Source organism: Sphingomonas sp. GW821-FHT12D09 (genome assembly GCF_058807215.1).
On sequence record NZ_JBXAQL010000002.1, the window covers coordinates 164,567 to 189,688 of the forward strand.

A 25,122-nucleotide genomic window follows, 5' to 3' on the forward strand; every position below is an offset into this window, starting at 1 on the left:
CTACCTCTCCGTCACCCCGGGCTCGACCCGGGGTCCCGCTTCTTCTGCGTCAAACAAGCTGGTCATAGAGATCGCGCCATTCCGGATTGCCGCGCTCGATCAGCGCGAATTTCCATTCGCGGTGCCAACGCTTCACGCGTTTCTCATGCGCGATGCAGTCGGTGATCGAAGGCGCGTGCTCCGCCCAGACCAGGCGATCGAGCCCGTAGCGGCGGCAGAAGTCCGAGCCGTCGCCGGTTCTGTGCTGATAGATGCGTGCTGGGAGATTGGAGGTGACGCCGACATACATCGTGCCGCAATAGCGGTCAGCCATGATGTAAACCCAGCCACCCCGCATCCACATAGAACATGATAAGCGGGACCCCGGGTCAAGCCCGGGGTGACAGGGATGATCCGAAGTGGTCGTCACCCCGGGGCTTGACCCGGGGTGCCGCGATATTCGCGAGGAAAACGCCGACGCCCGCTTCAATCCTGCAACCTTAGCGCCACGTCGCTCATGAACCGCGCATCGTCGCCCGCCGCCAGCCACGGCGCCTCCGCCGCGATCGCGCCCAGCATGTCGGCCAGCGGGTCCATCTCGCTCTTGGCGTAATTGCCCAGCACATAGCCATGGACCCGGTCCTTGTGCCCGGGATGGCCGATGCCGATCCGCACCCGGCGGAAGTCCGGGCCGAGATGCGCATCGGTCGAGCGGAGACCATTATGCCCCGCGGTGCCGCCGCCGCGCTTCACCTTGACCTTCATCGGCACCAGGTCGAGTTCGTCATGGAACAGCGTCACGTCTTCGGGCGTGAGCTTGTAGAAGTCCATCGCCGCGCGCACGGAGCGGCCGCTTTCGTTCATGAACGTACCCGGCTTGAGCAGCAGGATCTTGTCATTGCCCACCCGGCCTTCGCGCACCCAGCCCTGGAACTGCTTCTTCTCGGCCGAGAAGCCATAGGTCTCGGCGATGGCATCGACGGCCATGAAGCCGACATTGTGCCGGTGCATCGCATATTGCGGGCCCGGATTGCCCAGGCCGACCCACAGCTGCATCTCAATTCCTGCTCAAACGAAAATCGCCTCCGCACCTTGGGGTGCGGAGGCGATTTTTTGAACCGCTAAGTTCGAAGGGCTTATTCGCCCTCGCCAGCCTCGGGAGCCTCTTCGGCCACTTCGGTCTGGACGTCGCCTTCGCTCGACTTGAGCGCCGACGGGGCAACGATCGTCGCGATGGTGAAGTCGCGGTCGGTGATCGCCGACTTGGCACCCTTGGGCAGGGTCACTGCCGAGATGTGCAGCGAATCGCCGACTTCGAGGCCCTTGAGCGAGATGGTGATCTCGCTGGGGATCTCGGCGGCGTCGACGACCAGGTCGAGTTCGTGACGGACGATGTTCAGAACGCCGCCGCGCTTGATGCCGGGCGACAGCTCTTCGTCAGCGAAGACGATCGGCACGTTCACGTGCACGCTGGCGTGCTCGGAGATGCGCAGGAAGTCGGCATGGACCGGACGGTCGCTGACGGGGTCGAAGGCCACGTCCTTGGGCAGGGTGCGCTCGCCATTGATCATGACGACCGAATTGAAGAAGTGCCCGGTCATCAGCAGCCGCTGAAGCTCGCGCTCCTCGACATGGATGCCCTTGGGGTCCTGCTTGTTGCCGTAGATTACGGCGGGGACGCGGCCATTACGACGAAGCTCGCGGGAGGCTCCCTTGCCAACCTGCTCGCGCGTCTCGGCCGACAGCGTAAGCGTATCGCTCATGTGTCGTTCCAATCGCTAAAGTTAAGTCACCCGGCCAGGCCTCCAGGGATGACCCTGGCTCGGAACGGGCGCGCATAACGGGGTGCGGCGGGAAAAGCAAGGCGCGCATTCTCCCTCTCCCCACCCGGGGAGAGGGCCGGGGAGAGGGGAAGTGCGACGCACTCTCCACCTCTGCCCCTCTCCCAACCCTCTCCCCAATGGGGAGAGGGCTTTCCGCTCACACCAGATCCGGAAGTACAGCCTCCAGCTTCTCGAAGCTCTGGCTCCACCCCTCGCGCATGCCCGACAGCGCCGGCAGCAGCGCCTCGCTCGCCTGCAGCACCACCGTCGTCATGTGCATGTGCGTGCCGCCTTCGGGCGCGTCGGCGAAGGTCATCGTGGTGCGGTGCTCGATGCCCCAGCTGCCGTCGGGCGCACCGAAGGCGCGAAGAACCATGACCAGACGATCCGGAGGACTAACCTCCAGATACTCGCCATGCACCTCGTTGATCCCGTACGGCTCGGGCCCGCGCATATCGATACGGATCCTGCCGCCCGGCCGCGCCTCGCTCTCGGCAAAGGGCACGTCGAAATGATGCGGACCCCACCAGCGGGCGAGATGCTCGGCCTTGGTCATGCAGTCGAACACCAGCGCGCGCGGTGCGGCGAAGGTCCGGTCGATCGTCACTTCATAGCCGACGCCAACTTCCGTGCTCATTCCGTCTCTCCCTGCTTCTGCAATTCGACAAGATATGCATCCAGGCCGTCGAACTTGGCGTCCCAGAAGCGGCGATATTCGGCGATCCAGTCGCTCGCCGCCTTGAGCGCGGCGGGCTCCAGCCTGGCCGGCCGCTGCTGCGCGATGCGGCTGCGCGAGATCAGCCCGGCATGCTCCAGCACCTTCAAGTGCTTGGTCACCGCCGGACCGCTCATCGCGAAGGGCTGGGCGAGCTCGCCCACGGTCGTTTCCCCCAGCGCCAACCGCGCCAGGATCGCGCGGCGGGTGGGGTCTGCCAGGGCGGCGAAGGTGTTGCTCAGGGCGTCCATATATAACCAATCATTTATCTAACTAAATGGTTATATAATCGGCTGCGCGATGTCAGTCCCGAGTGAACTTAGGCACCTTTGGTGTACGGAGCGTGCAGGCCTTATCCATCATCCCAGCCTTCGCAGGGATTACGGGAGAGTCTCAGTAGTGGACCCGCTCCACCTTGAGCCCGCGCCTGGCAAGCTCGACCTGCAGGCTGGTCGTCCCCGCCAGATGCCCCGCGCCGACCGCCAGGAACACCGTGCCAGGCCGTTGCATTCGCTTGGAAATCCAGTCGGCCCAATTGCGGTTGCGGCGGACGATCAGTGCCTCGGTAACCTCGGGCGAGGCGGCGCTGTCCTCGTTGACCAGCTTCGCCAGCCCCTCGGCATCACCCCTGCGCCAGGCCGCCACCGCCTGGTCGATCTTGCTCCCCGCCTGGGGCAGATCGTCGATCGTCTCGATCAGCAGCTTGCGCTGAGCGGGCAGGGGCAGGGCGTCGAAATAGCCGAGCTGCTGGCGGGCCGTCTCCAGGCCCTCGATCCTCTTCCCCGCGGCCTTGGCGGCATTGGTCAGGATCAGCTCGGCACCCTGCTTGTCGTCATAGCCGAGCTGCCTGAGCGGCAGCACCGAGAGCATCGTCGCGGCCAGCCACGGATCGGCATTGTCGAGCGCGTCGGCGGAGAGGCCATATTCGGGCAGGGCCGCCCGCATCTTGGCCGCCTCCACCGGCGGCAGCTCGTCGGGCAGCGGCTTGCCGGGGGCGTGCGTGCCGAGGTCTGCGACGATCTTCTGCATCTCGGCATCGGGCGGCATCACCAGCTCGAGCACCAACGTGTCCGAGGCGCCGAACGCCTTCTTCACCCCGCCATCGAACCAGCTGAGGCCGGGCTTGAGCACATGGACGGTGCCGAACAGATAGATGGTCGTGTCGGCATCCTTCACCACCCACAGGGCGGGATCGGCGGCGGTGTCGACTGGCGCCTTGTCTCCGCAACCCCACAAAGCGAGGGCCAGCAAGGCCGGCAGCAAGCGGCGGATCACTGGACGCGCTCGACCTTGAGGCCGTGCCTGCCGAGCAGCTCGATCACCGATCCCGGCCCGACGAAATGCCCGGCACCGGCCGCGAACAGGATAGTGCCGCGCCTGGTCTTCAACCGCGCGACCAGGCTCTCTACCCAGGCGGCGTTGCGCTCGGCGAGCAGCGGATCGGCCATCGCCCCGCCCGGATCGAAGGCGTTCGGCAGGATCAGCAGCGCCGAATCGGGGCCGACTTCGCCCTTGGCAAAGGCATGCGCCACGGCATCCAGCGCGTCATGATCGCGCGCCGGCGAGAGGATCGCCGACTCCAGCATCAGCCGCTGCGCGTCCTCCGGCACGGCGTTGATGTTCTGCATCACCTGGTTCGAATCCTCGATCGCTTCCACCGGGCGCCCCGTGGCACGGAACTGCTTCTCCAGCCAGTCGTCGGCGCCCTGGCTCGGCATGTCGCCGGCGACCAGGTCCTTGATATAGCCGATCCCCATCGCCGCGACCCAGCTCGGCATCTTGTCCATCTGCGCCACCAGTTCGGCGGGCAGCGCGCCCTGCATCTCGGCCAGCTTGGCGCGGCTGCGGTGCGAGACGCGATCGATCAGCGGCGGCAGGCTGGCGTCGCTGGGCAGCCCGCCGAGGAAGTCGGCCGTCTCCGCATCGTCGTCGGTCGATTCGAGCAGCAGCGTGTCGGCGCGGACGATCACCGCCTCCAGCCCCGGATTGCGCCAGCGAAAGCCGGGCGGCAGGCTGTGGACGGTGCCGAACAGGTAGATGGTGGTATCCGCGTCCGCGATCCTCCAGATCGCCGGGTGGACTTCATAGGGCTGCGAGCCGGCAACCCGCGCCTTTTCCGCCTCGAGCCGCGCGGCATAGCCGGCATCCACTTCGGACAGCACCCGCGAACCGCCCAGGCTCAGTGCATCGTCGGGGGCAGGGGCGGCATAGGGCAGGCGGGGATTCAGCTCCGCTACGCCCTGCGCCACCGCGGCGCCCGCGAGTACCAGTCCGATCGCCGCAAGGCCCAGCCTGAGTCTGCTCATCGGCCGAGGAGAACCGAAGGCCTGTCCCAAGTCAACGGCGGTGCAGCATTGACCCACAGGAGGCGAGACGCCAAAGCGCGAGGCTATGGCCGAGCCTCTTAGCTTCCAGCGCATGATCCTCACGCTCCATGATTATTGGGCGGCGAAGGGCTGCGTGATCCTCCAGCCCTATGACATGCGCATGGGCGCCGGCACCTTCCACCCGGCAACGACGTTGCGCGCGCTCGGCCCCGAGCCGTGGAATGCCGCCTTCGTCCAGCCCTGCCGCCGCCCGACCGACGGCCGCTATGGCGAGAACCCGAACCGGCTCCAGCATTACTACCAGTATCAGGTGATCCTGAAGCCGAGCCCGCCCGACCTGCAGAACCTGTATCTCGGCTCGCTCGCGGCGATCGGCATCGACTTCACCAGGCACGACATCCGCTTCGTCGAGGATGATTGGGAGAGCCCGACGCTCGGCGCCTGGGGCCTGGGCTGGGAAGTCTGGTGCGACGGCATGGAAGTCACCCAGTTCACCTATTTCCAGCAGATGGGCGGCTTCGACTGCAAGCCCGTCGCCGGCGAGCTCACCTACGGGCTCGAGCGCCTGGCGATGTACATCCAGAACAAGGACAGCGTCTACGACCTCGCCTTCAACGAGTCCGGCGTGACCTATGGCGACGTGTTTCTCGAGAACGAGAAGCAGATGTCCAAGTACAACTTCGAAGTCGCCGACACCGAGACGCTGTTCGAGGGCTTCCGCAAGGCCGCGGCCGAATGCGAGAACTGCCTGGCCAACAACATCCCCATCGCCGCCTATGAGCAGGCGATCGAGGCCAGCCACATCTTCAACCTGCTGCAAGCCCGCGGCGTGATCTCGGTCGCCGAGCGCCAGGCCTATATCGGCCGCGTCCGCGACCTGGCCAAGGGCAGCTGCGAAGCCTGGATCGCGCACATGACGCCCGCCTGGAACGCCTCGTATCCGGAGTGGACGGTATGAGCGAAGATTTCCTCCTCGAACTCCGCTCGGAAGAAATCCCGGCACGCATGCAGGAAAAGGCGCGCGCCGACCTGGCCGGGCTGTTCGAGACGCGCCTCAAGGCGCTCAACCTGCCGTTCGAGCGCATCGAGAGCTACGCCACCCCCCGCCGCCTCGCGCTGATCGTCCGCGGCGTCGCCGAGATGACCGCGGCAGCCAGCGAGGAGCGCAAGGGCCCCCGCGCCGATGCGCCGGCCCAGGCGATCGAGGGCTTCCTGCGCTCGACCGGCCTGGCCCGCGAGCAGCTCGTCGAGCGCGACGACGGCAAGGGCAACACGGTCCTGTTCGCGGTGATCGACCGCCCCGGCATCGCCGCCGGCTCGGTCCTCGCCAGCGCGATCACCCACGTCATCACCGCCTTCCCCTGGCCCAAGTCGATGCGCTGGGGCGAAGCCTCGTCCTCGACCGAGAGCCTGCGCTGGGTGCGCCCCTTGCAGGGCATCATCGCGCTGCTCGGCGACAAGCTGGTGCCGGTCGAGATCGCGGGCGTGAAGAGCGCCTCGGTCACCGTCGGTCACCGCTTCCACCACCCGGGCGGGATCACGATCGGCTCGGCCGCGGATTATATCGAGAAGCTGCGCCTCTGCCACGTCATCGTCGATGGTGCCGAGCGCCGCGCGATCATCGCGGTCGGCGCCAAGATGGCCGCGCAAAAGGCCGGCCTGACGCTGATCGAGGATGATGGCCTGCTCTACGAGAATGCCGGCCTCACCGAATGGCCGATGCCTTTGCTCGGCCGCTTCGATCCGGCCTTCCTCGACGTGCCGCCCGAAGTGATCCAGCTCACCGCGCGCGTGAACCAGAAATACTTCGTCTGCCGCGACGGCGAGGGCAAGCTCGCCAACGCCTTCGTCTGCGTGGCGAACATCGACGCGGCGGACGGCGGCGAGAAGATCGTCGAGGGCAACCAGAAGGTCCTCGCGGCGCGGCTGAGCGATGCGCGCTTCTTCTACGAGACGGATTTGAAGACCCGGCTCGAGGACCTGACCCCGAAGCTCGAGAAGATCGTCTTCCACGAGAAGCTGGGCACAGTTGCGGACAAGGTCGACCGCGTCGCCAAGCTGGCGCGGTGGCTGGTGGAGGAGGGTATCGTCGGGGGTTCAAGTCCCTCCTCCGCTACCAATTCCGTCATCCCCGCGAAGGCGGGGATCCAGAGCCAAGCAGCGCAGTCCTCTGAAACCCTGGATCCCCGCCTTCGCGGGGATGACGAGGAAAGGAAGCGTCTCGCCGACCAGGCCGAGCGCGCCGCGCGCCTCGCCAAGGCCGATCTCGTTACCGGCATGGTCGGCGAGTTCCCCGAGCTCCAGGGCCTGATGGGCGGCTATTACGCCGCCGCGCAGGGCGAGCCGGCGGAAGTCGCAGAGGCAGTGCGCGATCACTACAAGCCGGTCGGACAGGGGGATGATGTCCCAACTGCACCGGTTACGGTGGCGGTGTCGCTGGCGGACAAGCTGGACAGCATCACTCAGTTCTTCGGCGTAGACCTGAAGCCCAGTGGCTCTAAGGACCCCTTCGCGCTTCGCCGCTCGGCGTTGGGCGTTACCGCGCTGATCCTCGACAATGGTCTCCGTTTGCCGCTTCGACGTCTCCTCGACGAAGCAACCTTAATTGCGATTGGCGCCGTCAACGAGGGGCTTGCAAAAGAGGACGGCCACTACTTTGCGGTTGGAAAGGCGAATCCTGATAAGCAACCCGAACCGGTCAAGCTTAGGTTAGCTTCCACGGCGTTTGAGCATGTACCCGGAGCGGTAATTTCCTTCCTGATCGACCGCCTCAAGGTCCAGCAGAAGGAAGCCGGCGTTCGCCACGACCTGATCGACGCGGTGTTCGCGCTGGGCGGCGAGGACGATCTCGTTCGCCTGCTCGCCCGCGTGAAAGCGCTCCAGTCCTTCGTCACTTCGGAAGACGGCAAGAACCTCCTCGCCGGCTACAAGCGCGCCGCCAACATCCTCAAGAAGGAGAGCTGGGCCCCCGGCGAAGTCGCGGACAACGAGATCTACGAGGCCGAGCCCGCCGAGGCCGCGCTACGCGAGGCGCTCGATGCCGCCGAGCCCAAGGCCGAAGCCGCGATCGCGGCGGAGGATTTCGAAGCCGCGATGGCCGCGCTCGCCACGCTGCGCGCGCCGATCGACAAGTTCTTCGATGACGTCACCGTCGTCGATCCGGACGAGTTCAAGCGCGAGATGCGCCTCGGCCTGCTCGCCCGCATCCGCGACGCAGTGAACAACGTGGCCGACTTCTCGAAGATCGAGGGATGAACGTGACCGGCGGAGGGGAGCTGCCGGTGTCGCCGGCACTGTTCGTCGCCCTGTTCGCGATTGCCTTCCCGCTCTTCTGGGTCGCGATCATCGGGCTCATCGCGTCGATGGGCTGGCGGACGCTGGCGGCGCATTATGCCGCCACGTCCGATCCGCCGCTGTCCGCCCGGCGCATCCGCTTCGCCAGCCTGCGCATCGGCGACTCGCTGCGCGCGGCCAATTACGGCTCGTGCATCGATGGCTGGGTGACGCAGAGCGGACTGTGGCTGCGGCCCTTCCTGTTCTTCCGCCCCTTCCACCCGATGCTGTTCATCCCCTGGGCGCGCATCGAGGCGGTCTCGGAGGAAAAGAGGTTCATGGTCGGCATGGTCCGCGTGCGGCTGGCCGGCGATGTGCCCGATCTGCTGCTGCGCGGCGCGCTCGGTCGTGCGGTCCTCGATCGGAAGTGAGACTCCGCGTCGCCGGGCTTAGGTAACCGGTGTCTCGCCGACTTCTCCCCAGCCCAAGCAAATCTTGCCCTCTGACAACGTAGTCAGCGGCTTTCCCCTTGTTCGCACCTGCGGTAGGCGGCCCTAAGCAAGAAGGGCTTTGCATGACGCAATATGTGTACCGCTTCGGCGGCGGGGTGTCGGACGGTGGCCAGGGCGACAAGAATCTGCTCGGCGGCAAGGGTGCAAATCTCGATGGCATGGCCGGGATCGGCCTGCCGGTGCCTCCCGGCTTCACGATCAGCACGCCGATGTGCGCGGTCTATTACGACCAGGGCGGCGTCTTCCCGGAGAGCGTGAAGGCCGAAGTCGCGAACGGCATCGCCCATATCGAGGGGATCACCGGCAAGACCTTCGGCGATGCGTCCGATCCGCTGCTGGTCTCGGTCCGCTCCGGCGCGCGCGCGTCGATGCCCGGCATGATGGACACGGTGCTCAACCTCGGCCTCAACGACACGACCGTGGTCGGCCTCGCCACGATCAGCGGCGATGATCGCTTCGCCTGGGACAGCTATCGCCGCTTCATCCAGATGTATTCGGACGTGGTGCTCGAGCTCGATCATGGCCGCTTCGAGGAAGCGCTGGAGATCGCCAAGGAAGACCGCGGCTACAGCCTCGACACCGAGCTTTCGGCCAAGGACTGGCAGGCGCTGGTCGCCGAGTACAAGGCGATCGTGCAGGAGCTGTGGGGCAAGCCCTTCCCGCAGGACGTGCACGACCAGCTCTGGGGCGCGATTGGCGCAGTGTTCGGCTCCTGGCAGTCCGAGCGCGCCAAGGTCTATCGCCGCCTGAACGACATCCCCGGCGACTGGGGCACCGCGGTCAATGTCCAGGCAATGGTGTTCGGCAATATGGGCGACACGTCCGCGACGGGCGTCGCGTTCACCCGCGATCCCTCGACCGGCGAGAACGCCTATTATGGCGAGTTCCTGATCAACGCGCAGGGCGAGGACGTCGTCGCCGGCATCCGCACCCCGCAATACCTCACCAGGGCTGCGCGCGAACGCGCCGGCGCCAAGCCCGCCTCGATGGAAGAGGCGATGCCCGAAGTGTACGCGCAGCTCGCCGCCGTCTTCGAGACGCTCGAGAAGCATTACCGCGACATGCAGGACATCGAGTTCACCGTCGAACGCGGCAAGCTGTGGATGCTCCAGACCCGCTCGGGCAAGCGCACCGCCAAGGCCGCGCTCAAGATCGCGGTCGACATGGCCAGCGAAGGCCTGATCACGCAGGAAGAGGCGATCCTGCGCGTCGATCCCGCGGCGCTCGACCAGCTGCTCCACCCGACGCTCGATCCCAAGGCCGCGCGTGACGTGCTGACCAAGGGGCTTCCTGCCTCGCCGGGGGCCGCCTCGGGCATCGCGGTGTTCGACAGCGACACCGCCGAGAAGCGCGCAGGCGCCGGCGAGAGCGTCATCCTGGTCCGCGTCGAGACCAGCCCCGAGGACATCCACGGCATGCACGCGGCGCGCGGCATCCTGACCGCGCGCGGTGGCATGACGAGCCACGCCGCAGTGGTCGCGCGCGGCATGGGGCGCCCCTGCGTCTCGGGCGCCGGCACGCTCGCGATCGTCGCCAAGGAAAAGCTGTTCCGCGTCGGCGGGCGCGAGGTTCGCGAAGGCGATCTGATCACGATCGACGGCACCACCGGCGAAGTGATGTTCGGCGCGGTGCCGACCGTGCAGCCCGAGCTCTCGGGCGATTTCGGCACGCTGATGGTCTGGGCCGATGCCAAGCGCCGCCTCAAGGTGCGCGCCAATGCCGAGACCCCGCTCGATTGCCGCACCGCGCGCGATTTCGGCGCCGAGGGCATCGGGCTGTGCCGCACCGAGCACATGTTCTTCGAGCAGTCGCGGATCACTTCGGTGCGCGAGATGATCCTGGCGGCCGACGAGAAGGGCCGCCGCGTGGCGCTCGCCAAGCTGCTCCCCGAGCAGCGCAGCGACTTCATCGAGATCTTCGAAGTGATGGCCGGGCTGCCCTGCACGATCCGCCTGCTCGATCCGCCGCTGCACGAGTTCCTGCCGCACGAGGAAGCCGAGTTCGCCGAAGTTGCGGCGTCGGCCGGCCTCGACGTCGAAACGCTCAAGCGCCGCGCCGCGGAGCTGCACGAGTTCAACCCGATGCTCGGCCATCGCGGCTGCCGCCTGGGCGTGACCTACCCCGAGATCTACGAGATGCAGGCGCGCGCGATCTTCGAGGCCGCTGTCGCGGTCGCAGAGAAGTCGGGCGAAGCGCCGATCCCCGAAGTGATGATCCCGCTGGTCGCTACCGCCAGGGAACTCAGCCTGATGAAGGCGGTGGTCGACAAGGCCGCCGAGGCGGTGTTCGCCGACAAGGGCCGCCGCATCGAATATCTGGTCGGCACGATGATCGAGCTGCCCCGCGCGGCGCTGCGTGCAGGCGAGATCGCCGAGGTCGGCGCGTTCTTCTCGTTCGGCACCAACGACCTCACCCAGACCACGCTCGGCGTCTCTCGCGACGATGCCGCCCGCTTCCTCACCACCTATGTGGAGAAGGGCATCTACGCCAAGGACCCGTTCGTCAGCCTCGATGTCGAAGGCGTGGGCGAGCTGATCGCGATCGCCGCCGAGCGCGGCCGGGCGACGCGGCCCGACATCAAGCTCGGGATCTGCGGCGAGCATGGCGGCGATCCGGCCAGCATCGCCTTCTGTGAGGCGACGAAGCTCGATTACGTCTCGGCCTCGCCCTACCGCGTGCCGATCGCGCGGCTGGCGGCGGCGCAGGCGGCGCTCCAGGCTTGATTCTGCTCGCGCTGCTGCTGGCGCAGGCGGATCCGGCGGAGGCGCTCCGCCAGGAACTGCTGGCGGCACGCAGCGCGACCGCGGTGCTCCAGCGCCGCTGCGCCGATCCGATCCGCGCGGTGGTGGACCGCACCGGCGCCAAGCCGCCTACGCCCGAGCAACGCATGCGGCTGGCGGTCGACGCGAACGAGCCGGTCGCCTATCGCAGCGTGGCGCTCAAATGCGGCGACATCGCGCTGTCGATCGCCGAGAACTGGTACGTTCCCGCCCGGCTTACGCGGGAGATGCGCGCGGCGCTGGCCGGCGACGCTCCCTTCGGCGCAGCGATCCGTCCGCTCGCACCCAGCCGCCGCACCCTGGGTATCGCCACCCGCCAGGCCGACCCGAGCGTCGCGCCCTATGCCCTGCGCCAGCGTGCGATCGTACTGGACGGGCAGGGCCATCCTCTCGCCGAGGTTCTCGAGAATTACACGCCGGCGCTGCTCGACCTGCCGGTGCGGCCTTAGGTCGAGCCACCCAGTATCCGTCATCCCCGCGAAGGCGGAAGCAGGACCGTCCGGGCAGAGTAACCCTGGATCCCCGCCTTCGCGGGGATGACGATGGGAAGGCCAGCGCTCCACCTGCCGCTTGCAATGTAGGATTTCGCCCGCTTGACTCCCGCAGCTGGTCCCCACCGGCCGCTCTTTGAACCCGTAGGAAAGATAGGATCAAGCCCGCGTAAAGATATTGCGGGATGCGCGGCATTTGCGGGAAAATTGGGAAAATAAGCGCCGCGAAAACCCGTTTTTTGCGTGACCTTCACGAACTTTGCCGAGTCGGCGTAGAACGCGATGTAGGAAGCCTGCCCTAGCCGAACCGCTCCGCATGCTCGCGCTCGTTGCCGGCACGCAGCAACGCTGCCTGTTCGCGCCAGCCCTGCTCGCCGATCGTGCCAGGCTCCGCACCCAGCCGCTGCTCCAGCGCGGCCTCGTCGCCCGGGGCGAGCTTCTCGATCTCGCGATAGGTCTTGATGCCCAGCTCGTTGAGCCGCTTCTCGCGCGCCTCGTCGATGCCGTTGATCCGGGCGAGATTGTCGCGGCCCCAGCCGAACCAGCCGCGCCAGGCGGAGCCGGGTGTGTCCTCGGCGACGGGAACCGGGGCAGGGGCCTCGTTCCGTGAGGTCTTCAGCTCGCGCTCCAGCGTGCGAATGCGGCTCTCCGCCTCGTCGCGGTAGCGGGCATGCTCCAGTTCCTCGTCCTGGTAGCGCTCGCGCCACTTGGCCCCGCCCGATCGGCTCGCCAGCCCCAGGAACCAGCCGCCGACCAGCGTCAGCCCCAGCGCCGCGAACTGCGTGCCGGTCTCGAACGGAAGCGCCATGGCCAGCAGTCCCTAGTGGTGCGCGTCGGCGGGTTCGGTATGCGCGACTTCAGGCGCCGGCTCGGCCGGTGCGGGCTCCGCGTGCACGGGCGCCGGATGCGCGGGCTCGGCATGGTCCTGGACGACCGGCTCGGCAGGCACGGCTTCGGCGTGATTCTCTGCCACCGCATGGGTGGCGATCGCGCCGGCCACGGCACCAGCGACGGCGGCAGCAGCCACCGTGGCGGTCGAATGGCCCTCTCGCTCGACGACGGGCTCGGCGGGAGCGGCAACCGCCACCGGCTCGGCGGCAACGGCCACCGGCTCGGCGGCGCGCAGCTTGGCATTCTCGGCTTCGAGCTCGCGAATGCGGCGGGCGGAGTCACGCAGATCGGCCTCGGCCCGGTCGCGATAGCCGGCGTTCTCCATATCCTCTTCGAGGTAGCGCTCGCGCCACTTGCGGCCGCCCGAATGGCTGGCGAGCCCAAGGAACCAGCCGGCGATCAGCGTCAGGCCCAGGCCTGCGAACTGCGTGATCGTCTGGAACGGCAAATCGTGCATCGAGTCGACCTCCCCTAAGTCTGGCGGGAAGCTAACCCGCCAGGAGAGGCCGCGCCACCGCGAAATGGTTACTTGATCAGCGCGTCGTTGATCGAGCAGGCCGCGGGGCCGAGAATGACGATGAACAGCACCGGCAGGATGAACAGGATCAGCGGCACGGTCATGATCGCGGGCAGGCGCGCGGCCTTTTCCTCTGCGCGCATCATGCGCTCGTTGCGGAACTCGGCCGAGAGCACGCGCAGCGCCGAAGCGAGCGGGGTGCCGTATTTCTCGGTCTGGATCATGGTGGTGACCACGCCGCGGATCGAATCCAGGTTGATGCGCTCCGCGAGATTCTCGAAGGCCTGGCGGCGGTCGCTCAGGAAGCCCAGCTCGATCGCGGTGAGCTGGAATTCCTCGCCCAGCTCGGGATAGGCCTTGGTCAGTTCCTTGGAGACGCGCGCGAAGGCGGCATCCACGGTCAGTCCCGCTTCGGCACAGATCACCAGCAGGTCGAGCGCGTCGGGCAGGCCCTTGCGGATCGCGTGGCTGCGCTTGGTGATCTTGTTCTTCAGATAGAGGTCCGGCGCCTTGTAGGCGAGGATGAAGGTGCCCGCGACCAGGCCATATGCCTTCATCGGGCTCCAGTCCGAGAACATGCTGGTGCCGTAGACCATGTAGAGCATCGGTCCGCCGAACACGATCGGCAGGACGAGCCGGCCGAAGATCACCGCGACGGCGAATTCCTTGCGGCGGATGCCGGCCTGGAGCAGCTTGGTCTGCGCTACCTTGACCTGGCTGTCCTGCAGCACCTTCATCGAGGAGAGCAGCGAGCGGATCCGGTCGGTGGTCTCGTTCTTCTGCACGAGCTTGGCGCGGCGCTTCGAGGTGGAGGCGGTGATGCCCGCCTTCAGCTGCTCGCGGCGCTCGTTGAGCGACTTGACGCGCTTGGCCATCGGATCGCGCACCGTGGTGGCGGCATAGATGGCCAGCATCACCGCAAGGGCGGCGACGGCGCACAGGATCGTCGCGACCCAGAGGACGTCGATACCCATCAGCGTGGGACCAGCGGGAGGAGCTCCGTTCATCGCATCAGATCTCGAAATTGACCATCTTGGCCATGATGAAGGCGCCCAGGCCCATCCAGATCAGGCCGCCGCCGCCGATCATCATCAGCCGCTCGTCCTGGAAGAAGTTCAGCATGTAGTTGTTGTTGATGAACCAGACGAGGCCGAACACGATGAAGGGCAGGGCGCCGACGATCAGTGCCGATGCCTTGGATTCCGACGACATCGCCTTGATCTTGAGCTTCATCTGGCTGCGCTTGCGCAGCACGTCGGCCAGGTTCGCCAGCGTCTCGGCTAGGTTGCCGCCGGTCTCGCGCTGGATCTGGATGGTGATGGTGAAGAACTGGAATTCGGGCGTGCCGAGCCGGTCCGCAGTCTCCTGCAGCGCGGTGTCGAGCGACTTGCCGATCTTCATCTTGTCGCTCACCGAGCGGAATTCCTCGCCCACCGGGCCGTCGATCTCGGCACCGACCACGCCGATCGTCTCGGTGATCGGCAGGCCCGAGCGCAGGCCGCGCACGAGCAGCTCGATCGCGTCGGGGAACTTGGCGGTGAACTTGGCGATGCGGCGCTTGATGAAGAAGCCGACGATGAAATGCGGCAGGCCGAGGCCGAGGAACAGGCCGAAGGCAAGGCCGAGCAGGATCGGCAGGCCCTGGAGGGCCATCAGGATCGCGGGCACCAGGAACAGCCCGGCCGAGATCATCATGTACTTGCCGAGCGTCCAGCCCTTGCCGGTCATGTTCAGGCGCTTCTGGAGCAGCGCCGGGTTGGGCAGGAAGCGCGCGGCGGTCAGGTCCATCTTGGTCGCGCGGGCCGTGGCGACGCGGCGCAGCTGCGCTTCCATCGCATTGGCGCCGGCGGCACTGACGACATGGCGCTCGCGGAGAGTCTTCACGCGACGCGCGCCCGCGCTTGCCGCGTTCGGGCCCGAAAAGGCCAGTCCGAGCATCATGAGCACCAGAAAGGCACCCCCTGCGAGCATTATGGTCGGCAGCATGTCCACGCCGCATCGTCTCCGAATATAGGGCCCTTGCGCAGCCTAGCCGCGCATTGGTTACCGCTTTGCCTTGGTCGGGATCTTGCCCTTGAACTTGTCGAGCAGCGAACCGCCGCTCTTGGCGACCTTCGATCCCTTGCCCTTGGGCGCGATGTCGTCGGCGCCCGAATCAGCGATACCGGCGATGCGCTGGGCGAGTTCGCCGAGCGCGGCCAGGCCCTTGTTGCCCTTGCCCACTTCCGCAAGCGGCTTGCCGAGCTTCGCAGACTGCGAGGCGACCTTGGCGTCATAGCTCAGCAGGAAGTCGATCTTGCGCTCGATCGAGCCCTCGAAATCCTTGCGGCTGATCTCGAGCACCGCAGCCTGCTGGATCTTGTTGGCGACGACGATGACCTGGGTCTGCGGCGCGTTCGACTTGAACCAGCTTAGGATGCGGATCGCGTCGCGCGCAGCGGCGAGCGTCAGTTCGGTCACCAGCACGGCGACCTGCACGTCGGTGATCAAATGCGGGTGGTTGACCAGCATCGAGCGCGGCAGATCGACCACGGTGCACTCGAAGGCGGTGCGGATCTCTTCCTGCAGCTGATAGAAGGCCGCGCCATCCGTCATGATCGGCGAATGGATCGGCGCTTCGGCGCTGAGCACGGCGAGGCGGTCCGAAGCGCGCACCATCGCGCGCTCGATGAACAGCCCGTCGATGCGGCTCGGATTCTCGATCGCGTCGGTCAGGCCGCGGCCCGGCTCGAGGTCGAGCGCGAGCGCGCCGGTGCCGAAATGCACGTCGAGGTCGAGCAAGGCCGTGGTGCGGCCCTGCTTCTCGCCCATCAGCCAGGCCAGCGAAGTCGCGATCGTCGAAGCGCCGGCGCCGCCGCGCGTTCCGATCACCGCCACCGCGCAATGCGGACGGTCGGTCGAAGCCTCGGCCAGCTTGGGCGCATTGAGCAGCGTCTGCGCCTGGGCGAAGGCATCGCGCAGCGCATCGGGGTTCAGCGGCTTGAGCAGATAGTCGTGGATGCCGCTCGCGACGAGGTCGCGGTACAGGCGCACATCATTGACTTGGCCCGATGCGATCACGACCGTGCCCGGCTCGCAGACTTCGGCGAGCGCGTTGATGTCGTTCAGCGGATCGCCGCTCTCGGAAAGATCGACGAACAGGATGTTCGGGCTGGCCGAGACCGACAGCGTCTGCACTGCGTTGCGCAGGCCGCCCTTGTTGACCTTTTCGGGGCTCCAGCCGAGTTCGACGGCGATCGGGCGCAGCGTTTCCGCCGTCGTCTCGTCGCAGACGAAGGCCACGAACGGATCGCGATGCCCGGTGCGGGCGGGATTGAAGGGCGCGTTCACTTCGGGGCCTCCGCATTGACCTTGGCGCCGCCGGCGCCCGATGGCGCAGCGGCACGGAAAGCACCGATCGCCTTGGCGCTGGTCGCCGGATCTGTGGTCGGCGAACCGGGCGCACCGCGGACCAGGTCGCCCGGATCGGCGACCATCGCCGCCAGGTTGCTGTTGGTCGCGCAGCCATAGTTGGAGCTGGTGCTCGCCTCGAACGTGTATTCGCCGTTGCGCGAATGGTCGGGGCAGCCCGGCACGCCGGCGGTCATCCGGGTGACGACCACGCGGATCGTGCCCGGGGCGATCTGCCCGGCGGTCACCGGAGCGCGGTCGGCGAGCAGCAGGCCGTAGCGGCCGGCTTCGCTCGCGACTTCGTCGCGGCCGGTGGTGCCGGCCGCGCCATCGTCGATCGCGATGCGGTCGCCATAGCGAAGGCCCATGGCGGACATCCAGCCGGCGAGGCGTTGGCCTTCGCCCGGCGCCAGGCCATAGCCCGTCGTCTGCAGGTCGAGCACATAGTCGTTGCGCTGGACGATCGGCTGGTTGGCCGATTCGACACCGCCATTATAGGTGCCGCAGCCGGCCAGCAGCAGCGCTGGAACGAGCAGGGGAGTGAAGCGCGGAAGCACGGGCGATCTCCTCGTCAGTCGCATCTGGTCAGTTGCCGAAGCCGGGGGCCGCGGAGCCGCCCTTCTTCTGCTTGCGGGTGTTCTGGTTCGGCAGCGCCTGGACCGGTGCTGCCGGCTGGGGCGAGGCCGGGGCAGGCGCGAAGGCACCCACCGAAGGCTGGCCGTTCGCCGGCGCCATGCTCGGCTTGGGACGATCGCCGCCGCTGTTACTGCCACCGAGCGAGCCCATGAAGACGCGGTCGAAGTCGTTCGGCGCCTTGTAGCCGTCGGTCGGCAGGACGATCTGGTTCGCGTTGACCGGCTTCACCAGATACGGAGTGATCACGATCACCAGCTCGGTCTCGTTGCGCTGGAACCCGTTCGAACGGAACAGCGCGCCGAGGATCGGCACGTCGCCCAGGCCGGGCGTCTTGGTGATCGAATTGTTGTGGCTGTTCTGCAGCAGCCCGCCGATCACCATGCTCTCGCCCGAGCCGAGCTCGACCGTGGTTTCGGTGCGGCGCGTGCTGAGCGCCGGAATGGTGACGCCATTGAGCTGGACGGCGCCGGCCGAAGTCAGCTGCGACACTTCCGGGCGCACGCGCAGGGAAATGCGGCCGTCCGACAGCACCGTCGGCGTGAACGCCAGGCTGATGCCGTACTGCTTGTACTCCACCGTGGTGGTGCCCAGGCCCTGTGCGATCGGGATCGGGATCTCGCCGCCGGCCAGGAAGTTCGCCGTCTCGCCCGAAAGCGTGGTCAGGTTCGGATTGGCCAGCGTCGTCACCTGGCCGATCGTCTCGCCCACGTCGATCGCAGAGAGGATGTCGAGGCCGAACAGCTTGCCGGCCAGGCCCAGGGTTGCGTTGTCCGATCCGCGCGTGATGTCGGCGATGCCGGAGGCGCGCGGATTGACGAACTGGCCGGTGACCGGGTCATAGGCGCCCGTCACGGTCGCACCGTTGATGACCTTGGTCGCGGTCGGATACTGGGCGAGCGCCGAGTCGGTATAGGCGCCCGGATTGCGACCCTGCGCCAGGCCGAACTGGAAGCCGCCGGTCGAATCCTTGGTGGTGACGTTCACGCCGATATTCTTGACGAAGCTGCGGCTCACCTCGGCGAACTTCACCTGGAGCTGCACCTGCAGCGGCGTAGCCGTCTTCAGCCGGTTGATCACGGCGATCTTCAGCTGCGCCGATGCATCGTTGACGTTGACGCCCGGATTGAGCAGGCCGGTGACCAGGCGCTGCGCCTGCTCGCTGTCCTGCGGCGACTTCACGATGCCGTTGAGCACCGCGATCTGGCCGACCGTCGTCACCTGGATGTCCGCATCGGGCATCGCGACCTTGATCATGCGGTCGATCGACGTGATGTTCTGCGCCACGCGGACATTGGTGGAGAAGACCACCTGGCCCGATGCGGTGGCGGCATACACCGTCGCCTCGCCGAATTCCTTGCCGAACAGATGAATCTGGCGCGGATTGTTGACATAGACGTCCGCCACCGTCGGGTTCGACGTCCACACGCTGGCGACATTCGCCGGCAGCGTGATCAGCTCGCCCTGACCGATCGACAGCAGGATCTCGCTGCTCGGACGCTGGGTGCCGGCGGGCAGGTTCGCCACGCCCACCGTCGTACGGCGCGGCTTTGCGGTCTGGGCATAGCCCGCTGCCGGCGCGCCGACCATCGCGGTCGACACGGCCATGGCCAGCGAGCGCTTCAGAAGAAGCATGCGGTTCATCTTAATTCTTCCCCCCCAGAGGAACGGCGGTTTCCGAATTGCCGCGCACGATGGTGACGACCGGGCCGCGCGGGACATTGGCGCCGGGATAATTCTGGGCAGGCCCTGCGGCAGGTGCCGCGGCGGGCTCGCTGGTCTTCGCCGGCACCGTGCTGCGCTGGAAACGCGACACGTCGGCGCCGGTGGCGAAGGTGCTCACGCCGTCCTGCGGCCGCTTGGCCACCTTGGCGATCATTTCCTTTTCCTTCTTCGGATCGCCATCGGCGGGCACGTCGACGTCCCCATTGGCGATGGCATCCTCGAGCTCGCCCTGGTTGTCGGCGATCGAGCGCAGCGAGAGCGACAGCGTGCCAATGGTCTGCGCGACCGCGATCTTCTCGGCGATCTTGGGCGTCGCCTCGACGGTCACGTTCGAATAGGTCGTGACGATCGTGTTGCCCTTGTCGTCGGTGGTCTTGTCGGTCTTCTGGTCGGTGGCGAGCACGCGCAGGTTGCGCAGCACCGTCTCCGAGGCCTTGAGCGCGGGGCCATCGCCGCCGCCTGCAACCGACTGGGTGAGGATCAGGTCGACCCGGTCGCCCGGGAAGACGAAGCCGGCAACGGCGCTCTGGGCCGAGACGGGCACGGTGACGGCGCGCATGCCGGGTCCGAGCGCGGCGGCAAGGAAGCCGCGGTCGCCGGGCTTGACCAGCGCGCCCTGGGTCACCGGCTGGCCGGCCGGGATCGGGAAGCGCACCACGGTGCCGACCAGCTTGGCCGGATCCGATTCGCTCTTCACATAATAGGCGCCCTCGACCAGCTCCTTGGGCCAGGGACGGAATTCCAGCGCCTGGGCGTCGAGGATGGTGCCCACGGGCAGCTCGCGCTTGGCGACGAGCACCTCGGTGGTGTTCTGTGGCTGCACCGAACTCGGCACGGCACCGGCCTGGGGCGCGGGCGCGCCGGCCATCATGCTGCGCGCCATGAACGCGGTGATGGCGGCTACGACGAGCGCACCGACGAGGAGGATCAGCTTGCGTGCATCCATTTCGCTATTCCAAGCCTTCTCAAAAAACACCGGCGTTGTGGTTGCGCCGGCGTTAATTATTCACCCGAACTGGTTAAAAATCGGTTCGCGAAGAACCAGTAGCGCTGCGATTGCGATGGCCACGCCATAAGGGATTTCCACAGGGTCCCCCTTGGCGCTGCGCCGCAGCTTCTTGTCGATCACCATGAGGAGCGTGAGCCCGCCGCCGATCAGCGACATGAGCACCAGCATCCAGATCAGGGGCATCACCGGCAGCCACAGCGCCAGCGCGCCGATCATCTTGACGTCGCCGCCGCCCATCTGTCCCAGCGCGAACGCGCCGAGGAAGAAGGCGAAGACGAGCAGCGCGACGCCGAGCTGCACCGTCACGTCGGGCCAGATCGCCAGCCCGTTCGCCCACCACCAGAGCGGCGCCATCAATGCGATGGCGGCGTTCTTCCAGTTGGCGATCTCACGGGTGCGCGCGTCCTGGATGCCCGCCGAAACGAGCAGCAGCGCGAGCGCGACGAGCAGCAAAGTGATGAACAGGCCCCCCATAGAGCCAAAGTCCTAGACGAGACGGCTTATCAAAACGTAACCAAGCCCAATGCGTGAAAATCCGGATATCCGCCGTGCCATCCCCGCCGGGGCCAAGGTCCATTATTGGGGGACCCCCGATGGCTGGCATCTGCGCGCCTTCGCCTGGCCTGCCGAGACTGCGACTCCGCGTGGATCGATCCTGTTCCAGGGCGGCCGCGGCGATGTTTTCGAGAAATATCTCGAGGTGTTCCACCACTGGCACGAACAGGGCTGGACGATCACATCGTTCGACTGGCGCGGCCAGGGCGGCTCGGGGCGGCTGACCTCGCGCGCCAATTGCGGCGACATCGACAGCTTCGACAGCTTCATCGCCGACCTGCGCGCCTTTTATGCCGATTGGGAGGCCGCGACGCCGGGCCCGCATGTTGTGATCGGCCATTCGATGGGCGGCCACCTGATCCTGCGCGGGCTGGTCGAAGGCGCGATTCGGCCCGATGCGGCGGTGATCGTGGCGCCGATGCTGGGCGTGAAGAGCCCGTTCGGCCGCTTTGCCGAGCGCGCCGCACGGATCCTGGGCGGCGTCGGCGACAGCACCCGCCCCGCCTGGAAGGGCAATGAGAAGCCCTATACCACCGAGACGCGCTCGAACCTGCTCACCCACGACCAGGCGCGCTATTCGGATGAGATCTTCTGGCAGCAGCACGATCCCGCGATCGTCACCGGCCCGCCGAGCTGGCGCTGGGTGATCGAGGCATTCAAGTCGATGCGCGAGCTGGCGAAGAACCCGAAGCTCCGGAAGATGCCCGTGCCGGTGCTCGCCTTGATCGCCAAGGCGGACGGGCTCGTCGATGCCAGGGCCGCGCTCAAGATCGTGCCGAAGCTGCCCGACGCCCGCATCGTCACTTTCGGCAAGGAAAGCGCGCACGAGATCCTGCGCGAGGAAGACAAGGTCCGCAACCGCGCGATCGGCGAGATCGACCTGTTCCTCGCCGCCCGCGCCCAGCGGCGCTGATGGCCTATGACATAGTGATTGTGGGTGCCGGCATCGCCGGCGCCAGCCTCGCGGCCGAGCTCGCGCCGCATGCGCGCGTGCTCATGATCGAGGCGGAGGACCGCGCCGGCCATCACGCCACGGGGCGCTCGGCGGCCTTCTGGTCCGAAAGCTATGGCGGGCCAGCGATCCAGCCGCTCACCACCGCGTCGGGCCCTGCGCTGCGCGCGGGCGGTTTCCTGGATCCGATGGGCTCGATCCATATCGGCCGCGCCGATGAAGCCGCGGCGATCGATGCGTTCCTTGCCGAGTTCGCAGGCAGCGGTGTCGAGCTACACCCCGTCGATCCACAGGGCATCATCGGGGGCCTGCGCTCCGAATGGACGCTGGGTGTCCACGAGCCGAGCTGCGAATATATCGATGTCGGCGGGCTGCACGCGGCGTGCCTCGCCGCCTTTCGTTGCGCAGGCGGGGAGCTGGTCCTCGGCGCCGCGCTGGTATCGGCGCGCCGCCAGGCCGGCCGCTGGAAGATCGGGACCCGCGCCGGCGATTTCGAAGCGGATGTTCTGGTCGATGCCGCCGGCGCCTGGGCCGATCCGGTGGCGGAACTGGCGGGCGTCGCGCCGCTCGGCATCCGGCCCTACCGCCGCACGATGATGCAATTGAAGACCGAACCCGCGCCGGCGCCGAGCAGCCCGATGGTCGCGCATATCGGCGGCAGCTTCTACTGGAAGCCCGAGGCGGGCGGCCGGATCTGGCTCTCCCCGCACGACGAGATCGAGACCCCGCCCTGCGACGCCCAGCCCGAGGATATCGATGTCGCCACCGCGATCGACCGATTCGAGCATGTCGTCGACTGGCGCGTCGAGAAGCTCGAGCATAAATGGGCGGGCCTGCGCACCTTCGCCTGCGATCGCCTGCCGGTCTATGGCTTCGATCGCGCGGCGCCCGGCTTCTTCTGGTGTGCAGGGCAGGGTGGCTTCGGCATCCAGACCGCCCCCGCCGCGGCCAGACTCGCTGCCGCGCTGCTGCTCGGCAACGCGGCCGATCCGATGGTGGCGGGGATCGATCCAGCGCTCTACGCGCCGGGGCGGTTCGCAATATAGGCGCTGGGTCTAGCGCCGTGGAGCCACATCCTCCGCGATCGTCGCGATGACGCGTGCCGCCCTGGCGCGATCCGACTCCCCTTCGGTCGGCGCGACGGGCAGGTCCGGTGTGATGCCGGCTTCCTCGTTCGTGCCATCGGCGCGCAGGCGCATGCAATTGGGTATCCGGAAGCGCAGGCGCGTGTGGGTCAACAGGATCGGCGTGGTATCGACCATGAAACCGCAGCCATCGCCCCCGGTGCGGCCCCCGATCAGCCTGGCGATGCCGTTATCCTGCATGACCGCGGCGAACATCTCCGCCGAGGAATAGGTTCTGCGATCGGTCAGCACATAGGTGGGCCCGGTCCAGGAGCCGGCATAGGCGCGAACCCGCGCCGCGCTGGACAGTGCGATCGCCGCTGTATCGTCTGCGGGTGAATCCGGCGTCATCCCGGGGCTGGCGCCGCCGGCATACGCCGCATCGAGCAGGTTTCGGCAACCGGTGGCCGGCCAGTCGCGCCGTTCGCGCCAGACCCAGGACAAGTCGCAATGCGCCTGGCCGACTGCAGTCTTTTGCCTGGCGAAAAGATCGCGGGCCGCTTGCAGCAGGCCGGCGTCGGCAGGTTTCGGCGACGCGGCCAGCACGGCGCTAAGGTCACCCAGTTGCTCATCGAAATAGTCCGTGGCGGGCGGAGCGTCGATCATCAGCAGCCTGGCCGAGCGCACCGGCCTGGCCGAGAAGAGCCGCGCCGTCCAATCGCCGCTATCGTCGCCGCCGCCATTGTTGCCGACATCGACCAGCATGACGGTTGCACCCCGGCCTCTCAGTTCGGCCAGGGCAGCCGCCATGTCCGCGAACCAGCGCTGCCGTGCGGCCTGCCGAATCGAGACCGGGGTGATCGCCGCCCCGGATCGGCGCAACGCCGCCCAAGCCTCGATACACGTCGCGGGGAAGGGGCGGGCGCGGAAATTCTGGATGCGCAGGATGCCGATAACGCGCCCGTTGGATGCGAGCAGCCCGGTCCGGAAGGATTGCGAGAGACCGTCTCCGATCAGCCTGAAGCCGGGAAGGCTTTCGAACGGCAGGGTGAAGGCGACGGAAGCGGTGGAGGCATAGCCCAGGGCCGCGCAGCCGGTCGCCGGATCCGCAGGATCAAGCGGCGGATCCGCAGGTTCGGGCACTGCCGGCCCTTCGGCGCGCGCGAGGTAGGGAAGCTCCGAGAAATGGCCATCGCGGAAGCCGGCCACGAATTCTCGCAGGGCGCGATCAGCCTCCTCCTCGCTTCCGGCGGCCGCCAGCGCTGCCGATGCCGCGCGGTCCAGTGCCGGCAGATCGACGCCGCCTGCAAGTGACCCCTTCCAGGCGAGGTTGGCGTAGGACGCTTCGAGCGCGGCCTTGAGCTGGCGATAATCGGCCTGCCACTCGGCGCGTCCGGCCGGTTGCGCAATCGCGGTGGCGGGGAGGGCGAGCAGGGCGGTCAGCCCCGCCAGCATCGCCCGGAGGCGTCGCGTTGGGATCGTCATGCCGGCAGGCTAGCCAGGCCTCCGGCCGGTGTCTTGCACCAGAGCGGCGATTGGCCGCTCAGCGGCAGCGCGCGCGATATTGGCCGGGCGTGCAGCCGTGGAGATGCCGGAAGGTGCGCGAGAAGTGCGACTGGTCGGAAAAGCCGCAGGCCAGCGCGATCTCGCCGAGCGGCAGCGTGGAAGCCGCCAGCAGGCGCGAAGCCTCTTCGATACGCAGGCGCCGTTGCAGCTCGCCGGGCGTGCAGCCGAGTTCCCGGCGAAAGGCGCGCAACAGGCTGGAGGGGTGGACGCCGGCCGCTGCCGCGAGGTCGGTAACAGACAGAGGTTGATCGAGATGCTCCGCCAGATGCAGCCGCGCCTTGGCGACGAGAGGGGCGCTGCGCCGCGCCTGCTGGCTCTCCTTGCGGCTTATCTGGCGGCCGAACAATGCCGTCAGTTCCCAGCATATCCCCTCGAGCACCGAAGCCGAGAAAGCATCCGCCAGTGCGATCTCGGCTGCGGCGCGCCGCCCGAGACGGGCGATCTCGGCGGACCCCGTGCTGGGCGCTTCCCGCAGCGGCGCGTGATCGGCGAGGAAATCCAGTGCCTGGTCGCCGGGCCGAAGCAGCAGTTTCAGTGCGCCGTTCGATCCGAAGAGCTGCGCGTGCGGCTCGCCGCGCGGGCAGAACAGCATCGCGCCGGGGCCGTGGTGGGTGCAGCGGCCGCGGATCGTCTCGCTATAATCGCCCTCGAGCACGATGGTGAGGCTGCCCTGCGCATGCGCGTGCGCGGCCATATCGCTGCGTCCGGCGTAGCGGGCGAGGCGGATATCCTGGGTCACGAGGCTCAAATGCGTACCTCCCGCGCGAAACCTTGCCGATGGGCGCCGCATCCTCATCCGGGTATCGTGATGAGCGCGCCGTGAACGTCACGCCACTCTTGCAATGTAGGATTTCGCCTGCTTCCCTCGCGCAGTCGGGCTCGATGCCCGGCCGCTCTTTGCCTTGTTGGAAAGATAGGAT

The 25,122-nt window shown here is 67.3% G+C and carries 25 protein-coding genes; 7 read left to right on the plus strand and 18 right to left on the minus strand.

What is annotated here, in order from left to right; translation table 11 throughout:
• Window positions 1–49: 49 nt before the first annotated feature.
• From AC1RPL_RS10625 to AC1RPL_RS10655, 7 genes are all read right to left on the minus strand, one after another.
• Entirely contained in the window at window positions 50–343 is a 294-nt protein-coding gene (locus AC1RPL_RS10625) for a GIY-YIG nuclease family protein (RefSeq protein ID WP_493069275.1), read from the minus strand.
• 122 nt (window positions 344–465) lie between these two features.
• Window positions 466–1,035, minus strand: coding sequence for an aminoacyl-tRNA hydrolase (pth, locus tag AC1RPL_RS10630; RefSeq protein WP_493069276.1), 570 nt, complete (start codon window positions 1,033–1,035; stop codon window positions 466–468).
• Window positions 1,036–1,115: 80 nt separating this feature from the next.
• Window positions 1,116–1,742, minus strand: coding sequence for a 50S ribosomal protein L25/general stress protein Ctc (locus AC1RPL_RS10635; RefSeq protein WP_493069277.1), 627 nt, complete (start codon window positions 1,740–1,742; stop codon window positions 1,116–1,118).
• A gap of 217 nt (window positions 1,743–1,959) precedes the next feature.
• A complete protein-coding gene (locus tag AC1RPL_RS10640; RefSeq protein ID WP_493069278.1) occupies window positions 1,960–2,439 on the minus strand; it encodes an SRPBCC family protein in 480 nt (159 codons plus the stop codon).
• Window positions 2,436–2,768, minus strand: a complete 333-nt coding sequence (locus AC1RPL_RS10645; RefSeq protein ID WP_493069279.1) for an ArsR/SmtB family transcription factor — start codon at window positions 2,766–2,768, stop codon at window positions 2,436–2,438. Before AC1RPL_RS10645 ends, AC1RPL_RS10640 begins: the two co-directional genes overlap by 4 nt.
• A gap of 142 nt (window positions 2,769–2,910) precedes the next feature.
• Window positions 2,911–3,792, minus strand: a complete 882-nt coding sequence (locus AC1RPL_RS10650) for a TraB/GumN family protein (RefSeq protein WP_493069280.1) — start codon at window positions 3,790–3,792, stop codon at window positions 2,911–2,913.
• A complete protein-coding gene (locus tag AC1RPL_RS10655) occupies window positions 3,789–4,823 on the minus strand; it encodes a TraB/GumN family protein (RefSeq protein ID WP_493069281.1) in 1,035 nt (344 codons plus the stop codon). Before AC1RPL_RS10655 ends, AC1RPL_RS10650 begins: the two co-directional genes overlap by 4 nt.
• Window positions 4,824–4,935: 112 nt before the next feature.
• Here AC1RPL_RS10655 and AC1RPL_RS10660 point away from each other — a divergent pair, with 112 nt between their 5' ends.
• The 5 genes from AC1RPL_RS10660 (at window position 4,936) to AC1RPL_RS10680 (ending at window position 11,858) form a co-directional block, all read left to right on the plus strand.
• Window positions 4,936–5,802: a glycine--tRNA ligase subunit alpha gene (locus AC1RPL_RS10660; protein ID WP_493069836.1), complete on the plus strand. Its 867-nt coding sequence runs from the start codon at window positions 4,936–4,938 to the stop codon at window positions 5,800–5,802.
• Window positions 5,799–8,099 (plus strand): glycine--tRNA ligase subunit beta, encoded by a 2,301-nt coding sequence (gene glyS / locus AC1RPL_RS10665; RefSeq protein WP_493069282.1) that lies wholly within the window; start codon window positions 5,799–5,801, stop codon window positions 8,097–8,099. The genes AC1RPL_RS10660 and glyS overlap by 4 nt, the downstream gene beginning before the upstream one ends.
• Window positions 8,096–8,548, plus strand: a complete 453-nt coding sequence (locus tag AC1RPL_RS10670; protein WP_493069283.1) for a hypothetical protein — start codon at window positions 8,096–8,098, stop codon at window positions 8,546–8,548. The genes glyS and AC1RPL_RS10670 overlap by 4 nt, the downstream gene beginning before the upstream one ends.
• A gap of 143 nt (window positions 8,549–8,691) precedes the next feature.
• Window positions 8,692–11,352 (plus strand): pyruvate, phosphate dikinase, encoded by a 2,661-nt coding sequence (ppdK, locus tag AC1RPL_RS10675; RefSeq protein WP_493069284.1) that lies wholly within the window; start codon window positions 8,692–8,694, stop codon window positions 11,350–11,352.
• Window positions 11,349–11,858, plus strand: coding sequence for a chorismate--pyruvate lyase family protein (locus AC1RPL_RS10680; RefSeq protein ID WP_493069285.1), 510 nt, complete (start codon window positions 11,349–11,351; stop codon window positions 11,856–11,858). The genes ppdK and AC1RPL_RS10680 overlap by 4 nt, the downstream gene beginning before the upstream one ends.
• A 340-nt stretch (window positions 11,859–12,198) precedes the next feature.
• Here AC1RPL_RS10680 and AC1RPL_RS10685 read toward each other — a convergent pair whose 3' ends face one another.
• The 9 genes from AC1RPL_RS10685 to AC1RPL_RS10725 all read right to left on the minus strand — a co-directional run bounded on the left by AC1RPL_RS10685 (window position 12,199) and on the right by AC1RPL_RS10725 (window position 20,539).
• Window positions 12,199–12,708 (minus strand): helix-hairpin-helix domain-containing protein, encoded by a 510-nt coding sequence (locus AC1RPL_RS10685; protein WP_493069286.1) that lies wholly within the window; start codon window positions 12,706–12,708, stop codon window positions 12,199–12,201.
• Window positions 12,709–12,720: 12 nt separating this feature from the next.
• Window positions 12,721–13,248 carry a hypothetical protein gene (locus AC1RPL_RS10690; RefSeq protein ID WP_493069287.1) on the minus strand — a complete coding sequence of 176 codons (528 nt, stop codon included), beginning with the start codon at window positions 13,246–13,248 and terminating at the stop codon, window positions 12,721–12,723.
• 68 nt (window positions 13,249–13,316) lie between these two features.
• Window positions 13,317–14,315 carry a type II secretion system F family protein gene (locus AC1RPL_RS10695; RefSeq protein ID WP_493069288.1) on the minus strand — a complete coding sequence of 333 codons (999 nt, stop codon included), beginning with the start codon at window positions 14,313–14,315 and terminating at the stop codon, window positions 13,317–13,319.
• Window positions 14,316–14,319: 4 nt separating this feature from the next.
• On the minus strand, window positions 14,320–15,300 hold the full coding sequence (locus AC1RPL_RS10700; RefSeq protein WP_493069289.1) for a type II secretion system F family protein: 981 nt from the start codon (window positions 15,298–15,300) through the stop codon (window positions 14,320–14,322).
• Between the two features lie 51 nt (window positions 15,301–15,351).
• Window positions 15,352–16,638, minus strand: coding sequence for a pilus assembly protein CpaE (locus AC1RPL_RS10705; RefSeq protein ID WP_493069290.1), 1,287 nt, complete (start codon window positions 16,636–16,638; stop codon window positions 15,352–15,354).
• Window positions 16,635–17,255, minus strand: a complete 621-nt coding sequence (locus tag AC1RPL_RS10710; RefSeq protein ID WP_493069291.1) for a CpaD family pilus assembly protein — start codon at window positions 17,253–17,255, stop codon at window positions 16,635–16,637. The genes AC1RPL_RS10705 and AC1RPL_RS10710 overlap by 4 nt, the downstream gene beginning before the upstream one ends.
• A gap of 28 nt (window positions 17,256–17,283) precedes the next feature.
• Window positions 17,284–18,975 carry a type II and III secretion system protein family protein gene (locus AC1RPL_RS10715; protein ID WP_493069292.1) on the minus strand — a complete coding sequence of 564 codons (1,692 nt, stop codon included), beginning with the start codon at window positions 18,973–18,975 and terminating at the stop codon, window positions 17,284–17,286.
• 1 nt (window position 18,976) lies between these two features.
• A complete protein-coding gene (gene cpaB, locus AC1RPL_RS10720) occupies window positions 18,977–20,002 on the minus strand; it encodes a Flp pilus assembly protein CpaB (protein ID WP_493069293.1) in 1,026 nt (341 codons plus the stop codon).
• Window positions 20,003–20,062: 60 nt separating this feature from the next.
• Window positions 20,063–20,539: an A24 family peptidase gene (locus AC1RPL_RS10725; protein ID WP_493069294.1), complete on the minus strand. Its 477-nt coding sequence runs from the start codon at window positions 20,537–20,539 to the stop codon at window positions 20,063–20,065.
• A gap of 49 nt (window positions 20,540–20,588) precedes the next feature.
• On the opposite strand from AC1RPL_RS10725, the gene AC1RPL_RS10730 reads away from it, so the two are divergent.
• A complete protein-coding gene (locus AC1RPL_RS10730) occupies window positions 20,589–21,533 on the plus strand; it encodes an alpha/beta fold hydrolase (RefSeq protein ID WP_493069295.1) in 945 nt (314 codons plus the stop codon).
• The gene (locus tag AC1RPL_RS10735; RefSeq protein ID WP_493069296.1) at window positions 21,533–22,618 is read left to right on the plus strand and encodes an NAD(P)/FAD-dependent oxidoreductase; all 1,086 of its coding nucleotides are present in this window, start codon (window positions 21,533–21,535) and stop codon (window positions 22,616–22,618) included. The genes AC1RPL_RS10730 and AC1RPL_RS10735 overlap by 1 nt, the downstream gene beginning before the upstream one ends.
• Window positions 22,619–22,627: 9 nt before the next feature.
• Here the strand turns inward: AC1RPL_RS10735 and AC1RPL_RS10740 are convergent, their stop codons facing one another.
• Both AC1RPL_RS10740 and AC1RPL_RS10745 read right to left on the minus strand, forming a co-directional pair.
• A complete protein-coding gene (locus AC1RPL_RS10740; RefSeq protein WP_493069297.1) occupies window positions 22,628–24,121 on the minus strand; it encodes a S41 family peptidase in 1,494 nt (497 codons plus the stop codon).
• 58 nt (window positions 24,122–24,179) lie between these two features.
• Window positions 24,180–24,941: an AraC family transcriptional regulator gene (locus AC1RPL_RS10745; RefSeq protein ID WP_493069837.1), complete on the minus strand. Its 762-nt coding sequence runs from the start codon at window positions 24,939–24,941 to the stop codon at window positions 24,180–24,182.
• Window positions 24,942–25,122: the final 181 nt, after the last annotated feature.